17 protein-coding genes are annotated in these 18,027 nt (G+C 65.8%); 8 read left to right on the top strand and 9 right to left on the bottom strand.

Annotation, left to right across the window (positions count from 1 at the left end):
- The first annotated feature begins 40 nt into the window (after positions 1-40).
- From GQ57_RS39285 to GQ57_RS13005, 4 genes are all read left to right on the top strand, one after another.
- Positions 41-1,609, top strand: a complete 1,569-nt coding sequence (locus GQ57_RS39285; RefSeq protein WP_034198056.1) for a zinc-ribbon and DUF3426 domain-containing protein — start codon at positions 41-43, stop codon at positions 1,607-1,609.
- Between the two features lie 73 nt (positions 1,610-1,682).
- Positions 1,683-2,186 carry a thiol peroxidase gene (gene tpx, locus GQ57_RS13015; protein ID WP_031398917.1) on the top strand — a complete coding sequence of 168 codons (504 nt, stop codon included), beginning with the start codon at positions 1,683-1,685 and terminating at the stop codon, positions 2,184-2,186.
- A gap of 100 nt (positions 2,187-2,286) precedes the next feature.
- Complete coding sequence (locus GQ57_RS13010; protein ID WP_031398918.1) at positions 2,287-3,225, top strand: carbohydrate kinase family protein; 939 nt, start codon at positions 2,287-2,289, stop codon at positions 3,223-3,225.
- A 19-nt stretch (positions 3,226-3,244) separates the two neighbouring features.
- Complete coding sequence (locus GQ57_RS13005; RefSeq protein ID WP_031398919.1) at positions 3,245-3,718, top strand: glycine zipper 2TM domain-containing protein; 474 nt, start codon at positions 3,245-3,247, stop codon at positions 3,716-3,718.
- A gap of 229 nt (positions 3,719-3,947) precedes the next feature.
- On the opposite strand, the gene GQ57_RS39280 is transcribed toward GQ57_RS13005, so the two are convergent.
- From GQ57_RS39280 to GQ57_RS12975, 7 genes are all read right to left on the bottom strand, one after another.
- Positions 3,948-4,682 carry a histone H1-like repetitive region-containing protein gene (locus GQ57_RS39280; protein ID WP_031398920.1) on the bottom strand — a complete coding sequence of 245 codons (735 nt, stop codon included), beginning with the start codon at positions 4,680-4,682 and terminating at the stop codon, positions 3,948-3,950.
- Between the two features lie 28 nt (positions 4,683-4,710).
- A complete protein-coding gene (locus GQ57_RS39275) occupies positions 4,711-5,037 on the bottom strand; it encodes a hypothetical protein (RefSeq protein WP_075122923.1) in 327 nt (108 codons plus the stop codon).
- Positions 5,038-5,119: 82 nt separating this feature from the next.
- Positions 5,120-6,331: a ribonucleotide-diphosphate reductase subunit beta gene (locus tag GQ57_RS12995; protein ID WP_006758915.1), complete on the bottom strand. Its 1,212-nt coding sequence runs from the start codon at positions 6,329-6,331 to the stop codon at positions 5,120-5,122.
- A gap of 363 nt (positions 6,332-6,694) precedes the next feature.
- The gene (locus GQ57_RS12990; RefSeq protein WP_031398921.1) at positions 6,695-9,691 is read right to left on the bottom strand and encodes a ribonucleoside-diphosphate reductase subunit alpha; all 2,997 of its coding nucleotides are present in this window, start codon (positions 9,689-9,691) and stop codon (positions 6,695-6,697) included.
- A gap of 450 nt (positions 9,692-10,141) precedes the next feature.
- Positions 10,142-10,732, bottom strand: coding sequence for a 1,6-anhydro-N-acetylmuramyl-L-alanine amidase AmpD (gene ampD / locus GQ57_RS12985; RefSeq protein ID WP_031398922.1), 591 nt, complete (start codon positions 10,730-10,732; stop codon positions 10,142-10,144).
- Positions 10,729-11,019, bottom strand: coding sequence for a PP0621 family protein (locus GQ57_RS12980; protein ID WP_031398923.1), 291 nt, complete (start codon positions 11,017-11,019; stop codon positions 10,729-10,731). The genes ampD and GQ57_RS12980 overlap by 4 nt, the downstream gene beginning before the upstream one ends.
- A gap of 13 nt (positions 11,020-11,032) precedes the next feature.
- Positions 11,033-11,926, bottom strand: a complete 894-nt coding sequence (locus GQ57_RS12975) for a cytochrome C assembly family protein (protein WP_031398924.1) — start codon at positions 11,924-11,926, stop codon at positions 11,033-11,035.
- Positions 11,927-12,015: 89 nt separating this feature from the next.
- Here GQ57_RS12975 and ffh point away from each other — a divergent pair, with 89 nt between their 5' ends.
- A complete protein-coding gene (ffh, locus tag GQ57_RS12970) occupies positions 12,016-13,383 on the top strand; it encodes a signal recognition particle protein (RefSeq protein WP_031398925.1) in 1,368 nt (455 codons plus the stop codon).
- Positions 13,384-13,477: 94 nt separating this feature from the next.
- Positions 13,478-14,029 carry a hypoxanthine-guanine phosphoribosyltransferase gene (locus tag GQ57_RS12965; RefSeq protein WP_031398926.1) on the top strand — a complete coding sequence of 184 codons (552 nt, stop codon included), beginning with the start codon at positions 13,478-13,480 and terminating at the stop codon, positions 14,027-14,029.
- 86 nt (positions 14,030-14,115) lie between these two features.
- Here GQ57_RS12965 and GQ57_RS12960 read toward each other — a convergent pair whose 3' ends face one another.
- Together GQ57_RS12960 and GQ57_RS12955 are read right to left on the bottom strand one after the other, a co-directional pair.
- Positions 14,116-14,718, bottom strand: coding sequence for a MarC family protein (locus GQ57_RS12960; RefSeq protein ID WP_031398927.1), 603 nt, complete (start codon positions 14,716-14,718; stop codon positions 14,116-14,118).
- 21 nt (positions 14,719-14,739) lie between these two features.
- Positions 14,740-16,476, bottom strand: a complete 1,737-nt coding sequence (locus GQ57_RS12955) for a proline--tRNA ligase (RefSeq protein WP_034198055.1) — start codon at positions 16,474-16,476, stop codon at positions 14,740-14,742.
- A 218-nt stretch (positions 16,477-16,694) separates the two neighbouring features.
- On the opposite strand from GQ57_RS12955, the gene GQ57_RS12950 reads away from it, so the two are divergent.
- Positions 16,695-17,342 (top strand): RNA pyrophosphohydrolase, encoded by a 648-nt coding sequence (locus tag GQ57_RS12950; RefSeq protein ID WP_034198054.1) that lies wholly within the window; start codon positions 16,695-16,697, stop codon positions 17,340-17,342.
- A 13-nt stretch (positions 17,343-17,355) separates the two neighbouring features.
- On the top strand, positions 17,356-17,964 hold the full coding sequence (locus GQ57_RS12945; RefSeq protein ID WP_034198053.1) for a CNP1-like family protein: 609 nt from the start codon (positions 17,356-17,358) through the stop codon (positions 17,962-17,964).
- Positions 17,965-18,027: the final 63 nt, after the last annotated feature.

Here is an 18,027-nt window from a genome sequence, read left to right as displayed (position 1 = left end):
CGCTGTCCTTCACTCTGGCCTGCAGGCCGCCCGGCTCGACATGCTTCTTGCGACGCGCTGTCCTCATTGCGAAACCGTCTTCCGGCTGCAGCAGGAACAGCTCTCGCTGCATCACGGGCTCGTGCGCTGCGGGCATTGCCACGAAGTCTTCAACGCGTCCGAGTCGCTCGTACCCGAGCACGCGCAGCAACCCGAACCGACCGTGACCGAACCGGCCGGCGAGCCGGACGACGGCGAGGTACACCATCCCGCTCCGCCGGCCCGCCTGTTCACTTCCGCTGCGCCGGCCGGATCTCCTGCCGACACCGATTACGAGCCGGAACACTGGGACATGTGGGCGCCCTGGCTCGATGCCGGCGTCGATCCGGCTCTGCAGCACAACGTGCGGACGGTGCGTACCGCGCCGCTCGTGCCGGTCGCGCTCCCGCCCACGGAAGCCGGCGTCGTCCACCTGTCGGCCTCGGCCGCGCCGTTCGCCCCGTCCGCGGCCGCGCCGGCCGCCTCCTCCGTCGCGCAATTGGCCGAATCGCCGTCGGCGCGGATCCATCAAGATACCGAAGCATCCGCTGAGTCCGCTGAGTCCGCTGAGTCCGCTGAGTCCGCTGAGTCCGCTGAGTCCGCTGAGTCCGCTGAGTCCGCTCAGTCCGCTGAGTCCGCTGAGTCCGCTGAGTCCGCTGAGTCCGCTGAGTCCGCTCAGTCCGCTGAGTCCGCTCAGTCCGCTCAGTCCGCTCAGTCCGCTCAGTCCGCTCAGTCCGCTCAGTCCGCTCAGTCCGCTCAGTCCGCTCAATCCGCTCAGTCCGCTCAGTCGCCCGTGGAGCGCGATCCACGTGAACCGCGCTTCGTCGCCCACCTTCCGCCCGAAGCAGACACCGCGCACGAAGCAGCCGAACCCGTCGGCTCCGCGCGCTTCACATTGCCGGACGACGAACGCGCGCCGCGCGAACCGCGATTCGCGTTCACGCCGTCGCCGGCCGCCATCGAACAGGCACCCGAAACCGCCGCCGCGCGTCGCGACACAGCCACAACCGCGGCAGCCGACACGCCGGCCGCACCGTTTCCGGCTGCGCTGACCGACGACGATCGCCCGCACTTCGCCGTCACGCGCGAGACGCGCGCACCGCAGCGACGCGGGATCCTCGGCGGCTTTTTCGGCGGCCTCGTCGCCGCCGCGCTGGCCGTGCTGCTCGTTGCCCAGCTCGCGTGGTGGCAGCGCGAGGCGTTGATGATCCGCTGGCCCGCCACGCTGGGCTGGTTCCGGCAGGCCTGCGCGCCGCTCGGCTGCACCGTCGCGCCGCCGCGCGCGATCGACGGCCTGCGGCTCGACGCAACCGACCTGCGCCAGCTCGACGGCCCGCGAGAACTCGAGCTGAAGGTGCCGCTGACGAACCGCTACCGCGTTGCGCTCGCGTACCCGTCGCTCGAACTGACGCTGCTCGACGACACCAGTCACGTAACCGTGCGCCGCGTGCTCGCGCCGCGCGACTACGTGCGCCCGGGCACGCCGATCGACGCCGGGCTGCCGCCCGGCACGACGCAGACGATGGTCGTCCGCCTCGAAACGAACGGCACGCCCGCCTCGAATTTCCGCGTCCAGATCTTCTATCCTTGACGCGCCGCGGCGCGCGCATGCGCGCCCGTCTCAACCCGCGCGCCCGAGCGGCGCGCTATTTCGGAGCACGAACATGAGCAAAGTTACGCTGGGTGGCAACCCGATCGATCTCGCCGGCACGTTCCCGACTGTCGGCGCCCAGGGCGCCGATTTCAAGCTGGTCGGCAAGGATCTCGCCGACCTGTCGCTCGCCAGCTTCGCCGGCAAGCGCAAGGTGCTGAACATCGTGCCGAGCCTCGACACGCCGACCTGCGCGACGTCGACCCGCAAGTTCAACGAAGCCGCATCGTCGCTCGACAACACGGTCGTCGTCGTCGTGTCCGCCGACCTGCCGTTCGCCGCCACGCGCTTCTGCACGACCGAAGGCCTCGAGAACGTCGTGACGGCTTCGACGTTCCGCACCGGCCGCGCGTTCGCGAACGCATACGGCGTCGACGTGACGAGCGGCCCGCTGAACGGCCTGACCGCACGCGCGGTCGTGGTGCTCGACGCGCAGGACAAGGTGATCCACGCGGAACTCGTCGGCGAAATCAAGGACGAGCCGAACTACGACGCCGCGCTCGCCGCGCTGAAGTAATCCCGCTGCCGCCCGGCCCTGCCGCGCGAAGCCCGACGACGGGCCGTTCGCGCGCCGGCCGGGCGGCCGCTTCCCTTTGTTCTCTACAGGAACGTACGCCTTGACTACGCTGATTTGCGGCTCGCTCGCCTACGACAACATCATGACCTTCGAAGGTCGCTTCCGCGAGCACATCCTGCCCGACCAGGTTCACCTTCTCAACGTGAGCTTCCTGGTGCCGACGATGCGTCGCGAATTCGGCGGCTGCGCGGGGAACATCGCTTACGCACTGCACATGCTCGGGGGCGACGCCCGCATCATGGCGACGGTCGGCGCGAACGATGCCGACCGGTATCTCGAACGCCTCGACAGCCTCGGCCTGTCGAAGGCAAACGTGCGCGTGGTGCCCGATACGCACACCGCGCAGGCAATGATCACGACCGATCTCGACAACAACCAGATCACCGCCTTCCACCCCGGCGCGATGATGCAGTCGCACCTGAACCGTGCTGACGACGTCGCGGGCGTGAAGCTCGGCATCGTCGCGCCGGACGGCTTCGACGGCATGGTCCAGCACGCCGAGCAGTTCGCGAAGGCCGGCGTTCCGTTCATCTTCGATCCGGGCCAGGGCCTGCCGCTGTTCGACGGTGCGACGCTGCGCCGCATCATTGAACTCGCGACGTTCGTCGCGGTCAACGATTACGAAGGCAAGCTCGTCAGCGACAAGACGGGCTGGTCCGAACAGGAAATCGCCAGCCGGGTTCAGGCGTTGATCATCACGCGCGGCGAGCACGGCTCCACCATTCTTCACAAGAACGGCGAAGAACAGATTCCCGTCGTGGGTGCCGAGCGCGTCGTCGATCCGACCGGCTGCGGCGATGCCTTCCGGGGCGGCCTGCTGTACGGCATCGAGAATGGCCTCGACTGGGCAACCACGGGCCGCCTCGCGAGCCTGATGGGCTCGCTCAAGATCGCCCACCAGGGGCCCCAGACTTACGTACTGACGCGCGCCGAGATCGACGCGCGCTTCGAGGCTGCCTTCGGTTACAGTCTCGAATGAATTTTGTGGGAGAGCAAAGATGTTGACGAAAAAGACCCTCACGCTCGCGGCCATGCTGACGGCCTCGCTGACGCTCGCCGGCTGCTTCACGCCGCCCGGGTCGGCCGACGTCTATAGCGTCGGCCAGGCGCAGCGCGAACAGACGGTCCGCATGGGCACGGTCGAAAGCGTCCGCGCGGTTCGCATCCAGTCCGACGGCGGCGGCGCCGCGATCGGCACGATCGGCGGCGGCGCACTCGGTGCGGTGGCAGGCAGCGCGATCGGCGGCGGCAAGGGATCGATCCTGACGGCAATCGCCGGCGGTCTCGTGGGTGCGGTCGCGGGCAACGCGGTCGGCGAAAACCTCAGCACGGCGAACGGTGTCGAAATCACCGTGCGCCTCGACAACGGCGATCTGCGCTCGATCACGCAGGCCGCCAGCGGCGAAGCGTTCCGCGCAGGCGAGCGTGTGCGACTGCTGTCGAGCGGCGGCGTCACGCGCGTCACGCACTAACCGGTATCCTCAGCACGCGGCGCAAGCCGCGGTCGAACGCATGTGCGAAGCTGCACATGCGTTTTTTTTCGCCCCTGCTCGCCGCAGCCCGCAGACGGGCACCCGGCGCACGCTCGAATGCGGGCGAAAAAAAATCCCGCCACCTGAGCCAGATGGCGGGATCGATTGAGTAGCGCTACTCAACCCACGGACACCACGTGAGTGCCCGGGTAGTGCTGGTCAGCCTCGATTACGGACGGCTGCCGGTCGGGAACGGCCATGCCGCTGCCGGGTTGAGCGCGGTCTTCACGCCCGATGCCGGCGCAACCGATGCGGTCGACGCGGTCGTTGCCGGCGCAGCCTTCTTCACGACGGCCTTCTTCGGTGCAGCGGCCTTCTTTGCGGGAGCGGCAGCCTTCGGAGCGGCAGCTTTCGGCGCAGCAGCCTTCTTCGCCGGAGCGGCAGCCTTCGGTGCAGCAGCCTTCTTCGCCGGAGCAGCAGCCTTCGGTGCAGCAGCCTTCTTCGCCGGAGCAGCAGCCTTCGGCGCAGCGGCCTTCTTCGCCGGAGCGGCAGCCTTCTTCGCAGCGGCCTTCTTCGCAGCAGGCGCAGCCTTCTTCGCGACAGCCTTCTTCGCAGCAGGCGCGGCCTTCTTCGCAGCAGCCTTCTTAGCCGGTGCTGCCTTCTTCGCAGCAACCTTCTTCACTGCGACCTTCTTCGCTGCAACCTTCTTCACTGCGGCCTTCTTGGCCGGTGCTGCCTTCTTCGCGGCAACCTTCTTCACCGCGACTTTCTTCGCTGCAACCTTCTTCGTTGCGACCTTCTTCACCGCGGCCTTCTTGGCCGGTGCTGCCTTCTTCGCGGCAACCTTCTTCACCGCGACCTTCTTCACTGCAGCGGCCTTCTTCGCCGGAGCAGCAGCCTTCTTCGCAACGGTCTTCTTTGCAGCAACCTTCTTAGCAGCCGGTTTCTTCTTGGCGGTAACCATGTTGTTCTCCTTCAGGTTCAGATGAGAGTCAGTTCAAACTACACCCTTCGTCAAAACCCGCTTCCCGCGGACGCTGTTCAGGACGTGCGCTTCGAAGCGGGCTATTCATCGGCGTACGCGGATACCACGCGCTTACGCTAATGAATACGGTATGGCGCGCGTGACCGCCCGGCCTCGCGCGCCAAATCAAGTCGGTAGCCGGCGCACCTCGCGCCGCTACCCCTAATCGCTTGATCAAGCGGACCGCCACACGGCCGTCCGCTTTTTCCGGAGGGAAGTTTGCCCATCCCACTGAAGGGTTCGCAAAGTGCCTGTCGTATCGTTGGGCCGTTAAGGCACCGGGCATGCTTTGCATCAGGCGTTCTTGCTCCTAAACCTTGGGCCGGGGCCGAGAGGCCACCGGCTGCTCCATCATGTGACGGGTTCGCTGCTGCGGGTTATTCCCAGGACAGCGCGCCCCCCGTCTGATACTCGATCACACGCGTCTCGAAGAAGTTGCGTTCCTTCTTCAGGTCGATCATCTCGCTCATCCACGGGAACGGGTTTTCCTCGTTCGGGTACAGCGGATCGAGGCCGATCTGCTGGCAACGGCGGTTGCTGATGAAGCGCAGATAGCTCTTGAACATCGACGCGTTCAAACCCAGCACGCCGCGCGGCATCGTGTCTTCGGCGTAGCGGTATTCGAGTTCGACAGCCTGCTTGAACAGCTCGCGGATCTCGGCGCGGAATTCCGCGGTCCAGAGATGCGGATTCTCGAGCTTGATCTGGTTGATCAGGTCGATGCCGAAATTGCAGTGCATCGACTCGTCGCGCAGGATGTACTGATATTGCTCTGCAGCACCCGTCATCTTGTTCTGGCGGCCAAGCGCGAGGATCTGCGTGAACCCGACATAGAAGAACAGGCCTTCCATGATGCAGGCGAACACGATCAGCGACTTCAGCAGCTTCTGATCCGCTTCGAGCGTGCCGGTCTTGAAGGCCGGATCCGTCAGCGTGTGGATGAACGGGATCAGGAATTCGTCCTTCGCGCGGATCGACGTGACCTCGTGGTACGCGTTGAAGATCTCGCCTTCGTCGAGACCGAGCGATTCGACAATGTATTGGTACGCGTGCGTGTGGATCGCTTCCTCGAACGCCTGGCGCAGCAGGAACTGCCGGCACTCGGGCGCCGTGATGTGGCGGTACGTGCCGAGCACGATGTTGTTCGCCGCGAGCGAATCGGCCGTCACGAAGAAGCCGAGGTTGCGCTTCACGATGCGGCGCTCGTCCTCGGTCAGACCGTTCGGGTCCTTCCACAGGGCGATGTCGCGGGACATGTTGATTTCCTGCGGCATCCAGTGGTTCGCACAACCGGCCAGATACTTTTCCCACGCCCACTTGTACTTGAACGGCACCAGCTGATTCACGTCAGTCTGGCCGTTGATGATGCGCTTGTCGGCGACATTGACCCGCGCTTCCGAACCGCCGGCGGGAACAGCCGATGCTTGCGGCGGCACCGCAAGATCGCCTTCGAAAATGTCGCGGACCTGATGGGCGGCAGGCGCTGCTGCCTGCGTTCCGACAGCCATTCCGGCGGAGGTGCGCATCGCGTTTTGCTGCGCCCCGCTCGCGGGAGTTACGGCAGTCTTCTCGTCATCCCAGTTGAGCATAAATTCTCACCATCAATTTAGAACGGTTTGTACCATCTTTTCCTGAGCGATAAAAGGGTTCGCTCACGAAAAATCCTTTTTTCGATTCGCGTTGCGACCTCGATACAACACTTTGAGCAACGCATCGTCGTTCATGCAGCGCGCGATGCGAGTCGCGCGTGTATCGCGAGGTGCGCTCGACGCATCGAACGCTGATCGAAACACGACATCGTCGGGGACGTTTCGATCGCTCGTCACTGCCTGCAACGCAGGTGCCGCGTTACAGATTCCTTATCATTTTTTTAGTTGAGAGCGGCGCACACTTCAACCTCGATCGGTCGTCGTGTGCGCCGCCCGAACCTTCTTCAGGTCAGGCGCACTGCGTTACTGGCACGCTTCGCACTCGTCGAAGCCGGGATCGCCCGGACGCATCGTGCACACCGGGCCGTCGGCCTCGACCGGCGCGAGTGCCGGTGCCGCGTTGATCGCACCCGACGACGCATCGCCACCCGCCGCGCCGAAGCCGCCTGCCGCGCCTTGCGCGCCGCCGCTGCCCGACCCGCCGTTCGTCGGCACCGCGTTCAGCGCGCCGTGCGCCACCGTCGATTTCTCGACGTGCGTCGCCGCCATCGTGCGGAGGTAGTAGGTCGTCTTCAGGCCGCGCAGCCATGCGAGCTTGTAGACCTCGTCGAGCTTCTTGCCCGATGCGCCGCCCATGTAGATGTTCAGCGACTGCGCCTGGTCGATCCACTTCTGGCGACGCGATGCGGCTTCGACCAGCCACGTCGGGTCGACTTCGAACGCGGTCGCGTAGATCGCGCGCAGGTCGGCCGGGATACGGTCGATGCGCGACAGCATGCCGTCGAAGTACTTCAGGTCGGCGACCATCACCTCGTCCCACAGGCCGCGCTCCTTCAGGTCGCGCACGAGGTACTCGTTCACCACCGTGAATTCGCCCGACAGGTTCGACTTCACGTACAGGTTCTGGAAGGTCGGCTCGATGCACGCCGACACGCCGATGATGTTCGAGATCGTCGCCGTCGGCGCGATCGCGACGCAGTTCGAGTTGCGCATGCCGTGCGCGGCGATCCGCGAACGCAGCGTCGTCCAGTCGAGCGACTCGGACGTGTCGACCTCGACGTAGCCGCCGCGCGCTTCCGTCAGCAGCTTCAGCGTGTCCTGCGGGAGGATGCCGCGATCCCACAGCGAGCCGCGGTAGCTCGAATAGCGGCCGCGCTCTTCGGCCAGCTCGGTCGACGCGTAATACGCGTAGTAGCAGACCGCTTCCATCGAACGGTCGGCGAACTCGACTGCCGCGTCCGACGCGTACGGCGTGCGCAGCAGGTGCAGGCAGTCCTGGAAGCCCATGATGCCCATGCCGACCGGGCGGTGCTTCAGGTTCGAGTTACGCGCCTTCGCCACCGCGTAGTAGTTGATGTCGATCACGTTGTCGAGCATGCGCATCGCGACGCGGACCGTGCGCTTCAGCTTGTCGTGGTCGAGCGCGTAGCTGCCGTCGGCCTGCTTCACCAGGTGGGCGACGAGGTTCACCGAGCCGAGGTTGCACACCGCGATTTCGGAGTCGCTCGTGTTCAGCGTGATTTCCGTGCACAGGTTCGACGAATGGACGACGCCCACGTGCTGCTGCGGCGAGCGCACGTTGCACGGATCCTTGAACGTGATCCACGGGTGGCCCGTCTCGAACAGCATGCCGAGCATCTTGCGCCAGAGCTGCTGCGCCGGGATCTTCTTGAACAGCTTGATCTCGCCGCGCGCGACCTTGTCTTCGTAAGCCGTGTAAGCCGCCTCGAATTCCGCGCCGAACTTGTCGTGCAGGTCCGGGCAGGTCGACGGCGAGAACAGCGTCCAGTCCGTGCCTTCCATCACGCGCTTCATGAACAGGTCGGGAATCCAGTTCGCCGTGTTCATGTCGTGCGTACGGCGGCGATCGTCGCCGGTGTTCTTGCGCAGCTCCAGGAACTCCTCGATGTCGAGGTGCCACGATTCGAGGTACGCGCAGACCGCGCCCTTGCGCTTGCCGCCCTGGTTGACGGCGACGGCCGTGTCGTTGACGACCTTCAGGAACGGCACCACGCCTTGCGACTTGCCGTTCGTGCCCTTGATATGCGAGCCGAGTGCGCGCACGCGCGTCCAGTCGTTGCCCAGGCCGCCGGCGAACTTCGACAGCAGCGCGTTCTCCTTCAGCGCTTCATAGATGCCGTCGAGATCGTCCGCGACCGTCGTCAGGTAGCACGACGACAGCTGCGAGCGGTGCGTGCCCGAGTTGAACAGCGTCGGCGTCGAGCTCATGAAGTCGAAGCTCGACAGCACGTTGTAGAACTCGATCGCGCGCGTTTCGCGGTCGATCTCGTTCAGCGACAGGCCCATCGCGACACGCATGAAGAATGCCTGCGGCATTTCGATGCGGGCGCCGTCGACGTGCAGGAAGTAGCGGTCGTACAGCGTCTGCAGGCCGAGGTAGCCGAACTGCAGGTCGCGGTTCGCGTCGAGCGCTTCGCCGAGGCGCTTCAGGTCGAACTGCAGCAGTTTGTCGTCGAGCAGGCCGGCGTCGACGCCGCGCTTCAGGAACTGCGGGAAATACTCCGAGTAGCGGGCCGGCATCTCGGCCTGCACCACTTCCTCGCCGAGGATCTCGCGACGGATCGTGTGCAGCAGGATGCGGGCCGTGACCTGGCTGTACGCGGGATCCTTTTCGATCATCGTGCGCGCAGCGAGGATCGCCGAGTCGTAGACCTGGCTCATCGGCACGCCGTCGTACAGGTTCTTCACCGTCTCCGCGACGATCGGGTCAGGGTTAACCGCAGCGCCGAGGCCATCGCACGCCGACACGATCAGCGCGCGCAGCGCGTTCAGGTCGAGCGGACGCGTGACGCCGTTGTCGACGACGTTGATGCCGGCGGCGTTCGATTCGCCGCCTGCTGCCACCGCTTCCTCGCCCGCATTCTGGCGCTCGAGGTGGCGCTTCTCGCGATACAGCACGTACGCACGCGCGACATTGTGCTCGCCGCCGCGCATCAGCGCGAGTTCGACCTGATCCTGGATGTCTTCGATATGGAACGTACCGCCGTTCGGGCGGCTGCGCACGAGCGCGCGCACGACGTTCTGCGTCAGTTGCTCGACCTGTTCGCGCACGCGCGCCGATGCCGCACCCTGCCCGCCGTTGACAGCCAGGAAAGCCTTGGTCACCGCGATCGCGATCTTCGAAGGTTCGAACGACACGACGCTGCCGTTGCGGCGGATCACCTTGTAGTCGGCAAACGTGGCCTGCGGCGCGAGCGCCTTCGCGCCCTGTTCGGTCCCGCCGAGCGGACGGCTCGAGGCGCTCTCGTACTGGGACGTCGCGTTGTCGGTGGTTTGCATGTGCAAAGCTCCTGGTGTTGGATGGTGCGGAGAGAACCGCGGATTAAAACGAACGCTGCGCAACGCGGTGCGCGAGCGGTAAGAGGCGAGCGATGCGCCGGGGGAGCCGGTTCGGCCGATGCGCGACAACCGATCCGGTCGTGTGCCTCGTCATGTGTACCCTGCCCCGCCGAAATTCGCTGCGCTGATCGCGACGCCCGGACCGCCGGCCTGACGCGCCGCCCTGAGAACCCTGTCCGCCGGCACTGACCGCCGGCTGGCGCCGCTCGGGTTTCCCCTGCGACACACACTATATCTAGTGCAGAACTGCTCAACTGGCACCAAGTATAGTGGACATTCGGAGGACGTCCAAACGGTTAATTTGCGATGGAGGTCTTGACATCGCGCACGCGCAGACACGACAAGGCATTGGTCGGGGAAAAAACTTTCTCCGATCAAAAAACCCCGCGATCAGTGCTGACGGAAAGGAAAGTATCCGGCGGGAAAGCCGCCATCGCTCGCAAAGCGTTGCCAATCGAAATGCGGGCCCGGGTCGGTCTTGCGGCCCGGCGCGATGTCCGAGTGCCCCGCAAACGCGTCGACCGGATAGTGCGCGGCGAGCGCGCGGCAGAGCGCGGCGAGCATCGCGTACTGCGCGTCGTCGAACGGCACGTCGTCCGCGCCTTCGAGCTCGATGCCGATCGAGAAGTCGTTGCAGCGGGGCCTGCCGAAGAACTCGGACGAGCCCGCGTGCCACGCGCGCTCGTCGCACGACACGAACTGCACGAGTTCGCCGCCGCGGCGGATCAGGAAATGCGCGGACACGCGCACGCCGCGCAGGTGGCTCTGGTAATAGGGGTGCGCATCGCAATCGAGGCGATTCAGGAACAGCGCCTCGATCGCGTCGCCGCCGAATTCGCCGGGCGGCAGGCTGATGTTGTGGACGACCACGAGCGTCGGCACCGCGCCCGCGGGCCGCGCCTCGAAATTCGGCGACGGCGCGTGGCGCGCCTCGCGCACCCAGCCGTTCGGGTCGACCGCCAGCAGCGTCGCGCCGCTCATCGCGCCGCGTGGCGCCGGGCGTGCTCGGCGCTGCAGAAGTACTCGTCGCCCGCGGCGATGGCATCGCCCTTCGGCGCATGCACGCCGCATTCGGCACAACGCACCATCGGTTCGGGCAGCGACCGCGCGTCGCCGTTCGGGCGCGCCGCGCCGCCGGCGCCGGACGCGCCGTCGTAACCGGCGCCGCGGCCGGTACGCGCCTGCGCCTGCTCCTGGGCCTGGCGCAGCTTGCGTGCGAGCCACGAACCCGCGAAGAAAAGAAGAATCAGGAGAAGAATCTGTCGCATCGGAAACCTGCGGTCAAACCACGGAACGGTGCAGCAGCACCTCGAAAACGAACCGGCTGCCGACATACGCGAGCAGCAGCGCGGCGAACGACACGAGCACCCAGCGCGCGGCACCGCGCCCGCGCCAGCCCGACGTCTTGCGCGCAACCAGCAGGCCGCCGAACATCAGCCACGACAGGATCGCGAACACGGTCTTGTGATCGAGCCGCAGCGCACGTGCGTCGACCTGCTCGCTGAACAGGATGCCGGACGCGAGCGTCAGCGTGAGCAGCACGAAGCCGGCGCCGATCAGGCGGAACAGCAGCTTCTCGAGCGTGAGCAGCGGCGGCAGCGTTTCGAGCCAGCTCGCGATCCAGCCCGTCGAGCCGGCGCGCCCGCCGCCTCTCAGCGACTGCAGGCGCCGCTCGACCAGCAGCATCAGGATCGCGTGCAGCGCGGCGATCGCGAACAGGCCGTAGGCGATGTTGGCGATCAGGAAATGCAGCTTGAACAGCGGCGCTGCGGCATAAGGAAGCACCCGCACGCCGCCGAACACGAGCGGCAGCAGCGACGCGCCGCACGCCAGCGGCAGCACCAGCAGGCGCAGGCTGTCGAGCGGGAAGAAGAAGCTCTCGATCCAGTAGATGCCGGCGCCGAGCCAGAACATCGCCGACAGCGCGAACGCGAAGCCGAACACCATCGCGTCGTTCGGAAAGATCGTCATGTGGAGCAGCACGCCGTGCGCGACGAGCGCGGCGAACAGCAGCGCGCGGCCGGCTCCGCTCATCCCTGACGCGGCTGACGCGGGAACCGGCACGGCCGGCACGCTCGCGACGAGCGGCGTCCCGCCCTGGCGGTGCGCGCGCCAGCCGGCGACGGCGAGACCGCCGTACAGGAATGCGGTGAGGGCATACAGTACAATATCCATGTTCGAAGTTTACACTAGGCCCCCTTCCCGCGACGGCTCCCTTTATTCGGTTCCGCCGCGCCTTCGGGCCCCACTGTCCATCGCTCCCCATGCTCGACAATCTCACTCAACGGATGGCGCGCGTCGTCAAGACGCTGCGCGGCGAGGCCCGGCTTACCGAGGCGAACACGCAGGAGATGCTCCGCGAGGTGCGTCTCGCGCTGCTGGAGGCCGACGTCTCGCTGCCGGTCGTCCGCGAATTCATCGCCAAGGTCAAGGAAAAGGCGCTCGGCGAGGAAGTGATCAGCAGCCTGTCGCCAGGCCAGGCGCTCGTCGGCGTGGTCCAGAAGGAACTGACCGCCGTGATCGGCGGCGACTACGAAGGCAAGGCCGCCGAGCTGAACCTCGCGGTCACGCCGCCCGCCGTGATCCTGATGGCCGGCCTGCAGGGCGCCGGCAAGACCACGACCGCCGGCAAGCTCGCGAAGCTGCTGCGCGAGAAGTACAAGAAGAAGGTGCTGACCGTGTCGTGCGACGTGTATCGCCCGGCCGCCATCATGCAGCTGAAAACGGTGAGCGAACAGGTCGGCGCCGACTTCTTCCCGTCCACGCCCGACCAGAAGCCCGTCGACATCGCACTCGCGGCCGTCGACTGGGCGAAGCGCCACTACCATGACGTGCTGATCGTCGACACGGCCGGCCGCCTCGGCATCGACGAGGCGATGATGCAGGAGATCGCCGCGCTGCACGCCACGCTGAAGCCTGCCGAGACGCTGTTCGTCGTCGACGCGATGCTCGGCCAGGACGCGGTCAACACCGCGAAGGCATTCAACGACACGCTGCCGCTCACCGGCGTCGTGCTGACCAAGCTCGACGGCGATTCGCGCGGCGGCGCCGCACTGTCGGTGCGCCACGTCACCGGCAAGCCGATCAAGTTCGTCGGCGTCGCCGAAAAGCTCGACGGCCTCGAGGTATTCCACCCCGACCGGATGGCGAACCGGATCCTCGGCATGGGCGACATCCTCGCGCTCGTCGAGGAGGCACAGCGCGGCGTCGACGTGCAGGCCGCGCAGAAGCTCGCAGACAAGGTCAAGAAAGGCGGCGACTTCGACCTGAACGATTTCCGCGCGCAGATCTCGCAGATGAAGAACATGGGCGGCCTGTCGTCGCTGATGGACAAGCTGCCTGCGCAATTCCAGCAGGCGGCCGCCGGCGCCGACATGGGCCAGGCCGAAAAGCAGATCCGCCGGATGGAAGGCATCATCAGCTCGATGACGCCCGCCGAGCGCGCGAAACCCGAAATCATCAAGGCGACGCGCAAGCGCCGCATTGCAGCCGGCGCGGGCGTGCCGGTGCAGGAAGTCAACCGGATGCTGAACCAGTACGACCAGATGCGTACGATGATGAAGAAGCTGAAGGGCGGCAACATGCAGAAGATGATGCGCGGCCTGAAGGGCATGATGCCCGGCATGCGCTGATTCCGCCCGCCGGCCGGCGCGCGGGTTTTTGCTGTAGCGCTCGCCGGCCGTTCTGCTTCATTCTTATTTGTATACCGACTGCCCGCCTGAACACATGAACCGCGAAGAAGCCCTCCACATTTTCGACCACTCCGAAGAGATCGTCTCGGCCGACGCCGTCAACGCGTCGATCTCCCGGATGGCCGACGCGATCCGCGCCGAGATCGGCGATGCGTTCCCGCTCGTTCTCTCGGTGATGGGCGGCGCCGCGGTGTTTACCGGGATGCTGCTGCCGCATCTCGATTTCCCGCTGGAATTCGACTACATCCACCTGACCCGCTACCGCAACACGACGCAGGGCAGCCCGGAAATGCACTGGCGCGTCGCGCCGCGCGAATCGGTGAAGGACCGGATCGTGCTCGTGCTCGACGACATCCTCGACGAAGGCGAGACGATGGCCGCGATCCGCGACCGCATCCTCGACATGGGCGCGCAGCGCTTCATGTCGGCCGTGCTGTGCGAGAAGACGCTCGCGAAGGCGAAGCCGCTGCACCCCGATTTCTGCGGCTTCTCGGTGCCGGACCGCTACGTGTTCGGCTGCGGGATGGATGCGAAGGGCTACTGGCGCAACCTGCCGACGATCCGCGCGCTCACCGCGAACGTCTGAGCCCCCGCTGCCCGCCAGACAAATGAAAAGCGGCGCTCCGGCATCCCGGAGCGCCGCTTTCTTTCGTGGGCGCGCGCCGCCCGGCCCTACAACTGGTGTACGAACGCGCGGATACCGCCCAGCATCATTTCCACCGAGATCGCGACGAGCACGAGGCCCATCAGCCGCTCGAACGCCGCGACGGTCCGCTCGCCGATCCATTGCTGGATCCGTTCTGCCAGCACCAGCGTCACCGCGCAGACGATCATCGTGACCGTCAGCGCGCCGACCCACTCGAGCATCTTGCCCGGCGCCTGCGACGTCAGCAGCATCACCGTCGCGAGCGCGGACGGCCCGGCCAGCGCCGGAATCGCGAGCGGCACGATGAACGGCTCGCCGCCCGCGCGCGGATCGTTGCCGAGCGCGCCGTCCGGATGCGGGAAGATCATCCGCAGCGCGATCAGGAACAGCACGATCCCGCCGCCGAGCCGCAGCGACAGGTCGGTCAGGCTCATCATCCGCAGGAAGCGGTCGCCGACCACCATGAAGAACAGCAGGATCACGAACGCGATCCCCACTTCACGCAGGATCAGCTTCACGCGCCGCTCGCGCGGCACATCCCGCATGGCCGAAATGAACAGCGGGATGTTGCCGAGCGGATCGGTGATCAGCACCAGGAGCACGGTGGCCGACAGGAAGGTGTATTCCACCGCGTTCCCCGGTCGGTGCGCTTAGCGCGCGAGCGCGGCGCGGATCTTCTCCGCAACCGTCGCCGCGGCCGCGTCGGCCGGCAGCAGCGTCGCTTCGGTGTCGCGGCGGCCCTGGTACTCGATCTTGCCTTCCTTCAGGCCGCGCTCGCCGATCACGAGGCGATGCGGCACGCCGATCAGCTCCCAGTCGGCGAACATCACGCCCGGGCGCTCGCCGCGATCGTCGAGGATCACGTCGATGCCGGCCGCGGACAGTTCCACGTACAGCTTGTCGGCCGCCTCGCGCACCATGTCGCTGCGGTCGTAGCCCATCGGGCACAGCACGACCTCGAACGGCGCGATCGACTCGGGCCAGATGATGCCGCGGTCGTCGAAGTTCTGTTCGATCGCCGCGCCGAGAATACGCGTGACGCCGACGCCGTAGCAGCCCATCAGCATCGGCTGCGGCTTGCCCGATTCGTCGAGGAACGTCGCGCCCATCGCTTCCGAGTACTTGGTGCCCAGCTGGAACACGTGGCCGACCTCGATGCCGCGGCAGATGTCGATCACGCCCTTGCCGTCCGGCGACGGATCGCCCTTCTGCACGTTGCGCACGTCGGCAACGTCCGGCTCCGGCAGATCGCGGCCCCAGTTCACGCCCGCGATGTGATAGTCGACCTCGTTCGCGCCGACGACGAAGTCGCTCATGTTCGCGACCGTGCGGTCCGCGATCACCTTCACGGGCTTCTTCGTGCCGACCGGGCCGAGGTAGCCCGGCGGCGTACCGAACCACTCGACGATTTCCTGCTCGGTCGCGAAGCGGTGGTTCTTCAGGCCCGGCAGCTTCGACACCTTGATCTCGTTCAGGTCGTGATCGCCGCGCAGCATCACGAGCCAGATGGTCGGCTCGGCGCCTTCGTTGTCGGTCGCGAGCACGATCGACTTGATCGTGCGCTCGAGCGGGATCGCCAGCAGCTCGGCCACGGCTTCGCACTTCGCCTTGCCGGGCGTCGCGACCTTCGCCATCGCTTCGGACGGCGCCGCGCGCTCGTGCGTCAGCGGCAGCGCTTCGGCCGCCTCGACGTTCGCCGCGAATTCGGACGTCGGGCAGTACGCGATCGCGTCCTCGCCGGTGTCGGCGATCACGTGGAATTCATGCGAGAAGTTGCCGCCGATCGAGCCGCTGTCGGCCGCGACCGCACGGAACTCCAGGCCGAGGCGCGTGAAGATGCGCACGTACGCGTCGTACATCTTGCGATACGACTCGTTCAGGCCCGCCGCGTCCTTGTCGAACGAATACGCGTCCTTCATGATGAATTCGCGGCCGCGCATCACGCCGAAGCGCGGACGGATCTCGTCGCGGAACTTCGTCTGGATCTGGTAGAAGTTCACCGGCATCTGCCGGTAGCTCTTGATCTGGTTGCGCGCGATGTCGGTGATGACTTCCTCGTGCGTCGGCCCGATCACGAAGTCGTTGTCCTTGCGGTCCTTGAAGCGCAGCAGCTCGGGGCCGTATTGCTCCCAGCGGCCCGATTCCTGCCACAGCTCGGCCGGCTGCACTGCCGGCATCAGCAGCTCGATGGCGCCCGCCCGGTTCATTTCCTCGCGCACGATCGCCTCGACCTTGCGAATCGAACGCAGGCCGACCGGCAGGTAGTTATAGATGCCGCCGGCGACGCGGCGGATCATGCCGGCGCGGACCATCAGCTTGTGGCTGACGATCTCCGCGTCGGCGGGAGCTTCTTTCAGGGTGCCGATAAAGAAACGGGAAGCTTTCATGCGGACGGTTCCAAAAACGGCGCCCCCAGGCGGGGCGCCCGAAAAAGTTTCAAGGAGAAAAAGCTGCGCGCGACGAACGGCGATGGCGCAGATGACTTAGCAGACTAATCAGGGACAATTCAACCGGCACGCCTCGCGCGGATTCGCTCCGTCACGGTGCGCAGCGCCCGTTATCTGTTTATAATCAAAGCAATTTTAAAGGATTCGAAGGTGGTTGTATGCTGGATCGTGAAGGCTTTCGCCCGAACGTCGGCATCATCCTCTTGAACGCGCGCAACGAGGTGTTTTGGGGCAAGCGGCTCCGCGAGCACTCCTGGCAGTTTCCTCAAGGTGGGATCAAGTATGGCGAGACCCCCATGCAGGCGATGTACCGGGAACTGCACGAGGAAACGGGCCTGCATCCGGAACACGTCAAGATAATCGGCCGCACCCGCGACTGGTTGCGTTACGAGGTGCCTGACAAGTTCATCAAGCGCGAGGTACGCGGTCATTACCGCGGCCAGAAGCAGATCTGGTTCCTGCTGCGGATGGTTGGACGCGATTGCGACATTTGCTTGCGCGCGACCGACCACCCGGAGTTCGATGCGTGGCGCTGGAACGAGTACTGGGTGCCGCTCGATGCGGTGATCGAGTTCAAGCGGGATGTCTATCAGTTGGCGCTGACGGAACTGTCGCGCTTCCTGCGCCGCCCGGCGCAGCGAGCCGAGAAGCCGCGCGGGCCGCGTCTGTCGCGCTATCCGCGCGTCATTGGCGCATCGTCCGAGCAAACGCTGACGATTGTCGACACATCGATAGTCTGTTCGGAGATCGAAGTGGAAGCGAGCACGCTCGACGCGATGCCGCCCCACCTGATCGTCGGCAAATGACGAATCGAACTGCATGACCGGGCGCGACCTTGGTGTCGCGCCCTTTTTTTACGAGGAATGCATATTGAAAGCGATTGCTCTCGCGCTCGCATCGATTGCCGCGGCGGCCACGCTGGCAGGTTGCGCGAATTCGAAGACGCCCACCAACAAGGATGACAGCGCGTTCGTGTATCTGCTGGACCGCCAGGGCAACTGGAAGGAAAACGCGGTCGACTCGCTGCCGCCGCTGCCGCAGGCGGGCGACCTGCTGCCGTTCAACGTATCGCAGAACACGCCGCTCAAGTTCTTCGTCGACGCGAAGTCGCTCGCGGTCGGCACCGATGGCGTCGTGCGCTACGCGGTTGTCGTCACGAGCCCCGCCGGCGCGCGCAACGTGAATTACGAGGGCATCCGCTGCGACACCTACGAATGGCGTCAGTACGCCGCCCTGAATTCCGACCACGACGGCTGGGATCGCACGGTCGAGAACGACTGGCAGCGCATCGAGAACGGCGAGCTGAACGCCTACCATTCCGCGCTCTATCAGGACTACTTCTGCGCGAACAAGATGCCGCAGGGCTCGACCCGGCAGATCCTGGAGAACATCCGGTTCCATCGCACCGCGATGACGCAGTTGCGCTGACGGTGCGCAAGGCCGCCCGCCCGCTCACCCCGCTCGAATGAAAAAGCCCGCATCAAGCGGGCT

Source organism: Burkholderia sp. MSh2 (assembly GCF_000731655.1).
In the GTDB taxonomy this organism is placed as follows: Bacteria; Pseudomonadota; Gammaproteobacteria; order Burkholderiales; family Burkholderiaceae; genus Burkholderia; species Burkholderia paludis.
Note: the sequence above shows the minus strand (reverse complement) of the source record. Positions and strands in the feature narration are given on the sequence as shown.

What these genes read in the sequence shown, in the direction of transcription:
- GQ57_RS12945 (WP_034198053.1), top strand. Translation starts at nt 17,356, where the DNA reads ATGACCGGGCGCGACCTTGGTGTCGCGCCCTTTTTTTACGAGGAATGC.
- GQ57_RS39275 (WP_075122923.1), bottom strand. Translation starts at nt 5,037, where the DNA reads ATGCAAAGCATGCCCGGTGCCTTAACGGCCCAACGATACGACAGGCAC.
- GQ57_RS12955 (WP_034198055.1), bottom strand. Translation starts at nt 16,476, where the DNA reads ATGAAAGCTTCCCGTTTCTTTATCGGCACCCTGAAAGAAGCTCCCGCC.
- GQ57_RS12995 (WP_006758915.1), bottom strand. Translation starts at nt 6,331, where the DNA reads ATGCTCAACTGGGATGACGAGAAGACTGCCGTAACTCCCGCGAGCGGG.
- GQ57_RS12980 (WP_031398923.1), bottom strand. Translation starts at nt 11,019, where the DNA reads ATGCGACAGATTCTTCTCCTGATTCTTCTTTTCTTCGCGGGTTCGTGG.
- GQ57_RS12975 (WP_031398924.1), bottom strand. Translation starts at nt 11,926, where the DNA reads ATGGATATTGTACTGTATGCCCTCACCGCATTCCTGTACGGCGGTCTC.
- GQ57_RS13005 (WP_031398919.1), top strand. Translation starts at nt 3,245, where the DNA reads ATGTTGACGAAAAAGACCCTCACGCTCGCGGCCATGCTGACGGCCTCG.
- GQ57_RS39285 (WP_034198056.1), top strand. Translation starts at nt 41, where the DNA reads ATGCTTCTTGCGACGCGCTGTCCTCATTGCGAAACCGTCTTCCGGCTG.
- GQ57_RS39280 (WP_031398920.1), bottom strand. Translation starts at nt 4,682, where the DNA reads ATGGTTACCGCCAAGAAGAAACCGGCTGCTAAGAAGGTTGCTGCAAAG.
- ampD (WP_031398922.1), bottom strand. Translation starts at nt 10,732, where the DNA reads ATGAGCGGCGCGACGCTGCTGGCGGTCGACCCGAACGGCTGGGTGCGC.
- GQ57_RS12990 (WP_031398921.1), bottom strand. Translation starts at nt 9,691, where the DNA reads ATGCAAACCACCGACAACGCGACGTCCCAGTACGAGAGCGCCTCGAGC.
- tpx (WP_031398917.1), top strand. Translation starts at nt 1,683, where the DNA reads ATGAGCAAAGTTACGCTGGGTGGCAACCCGATCGATCTCGCCGGCACG.
- ffh (WP_031398925.1), top strand. Translation starts at nt 12,016, where the DNA reads ATGCTCGACAATCTCACTCAACGGATGGCGCGCGTCGTCAAGACGCTG.
- GQ57_RS12965 (WP_031398926.1), top strand. Translation starts at nt 13,478, where the DNA reads ATGAACCGCGAAGAAGCCCTCCACATTTTCGACCACTCCGAAGAGATC.
- GQ57_RS12950 (WP_034198054.1), top strand. Translation starts at nt 16,695, where the DNA reads ATGCTGGATCGTGAAGGCTTTCGCCCGAACGTCGGCATCATCCTCTTG.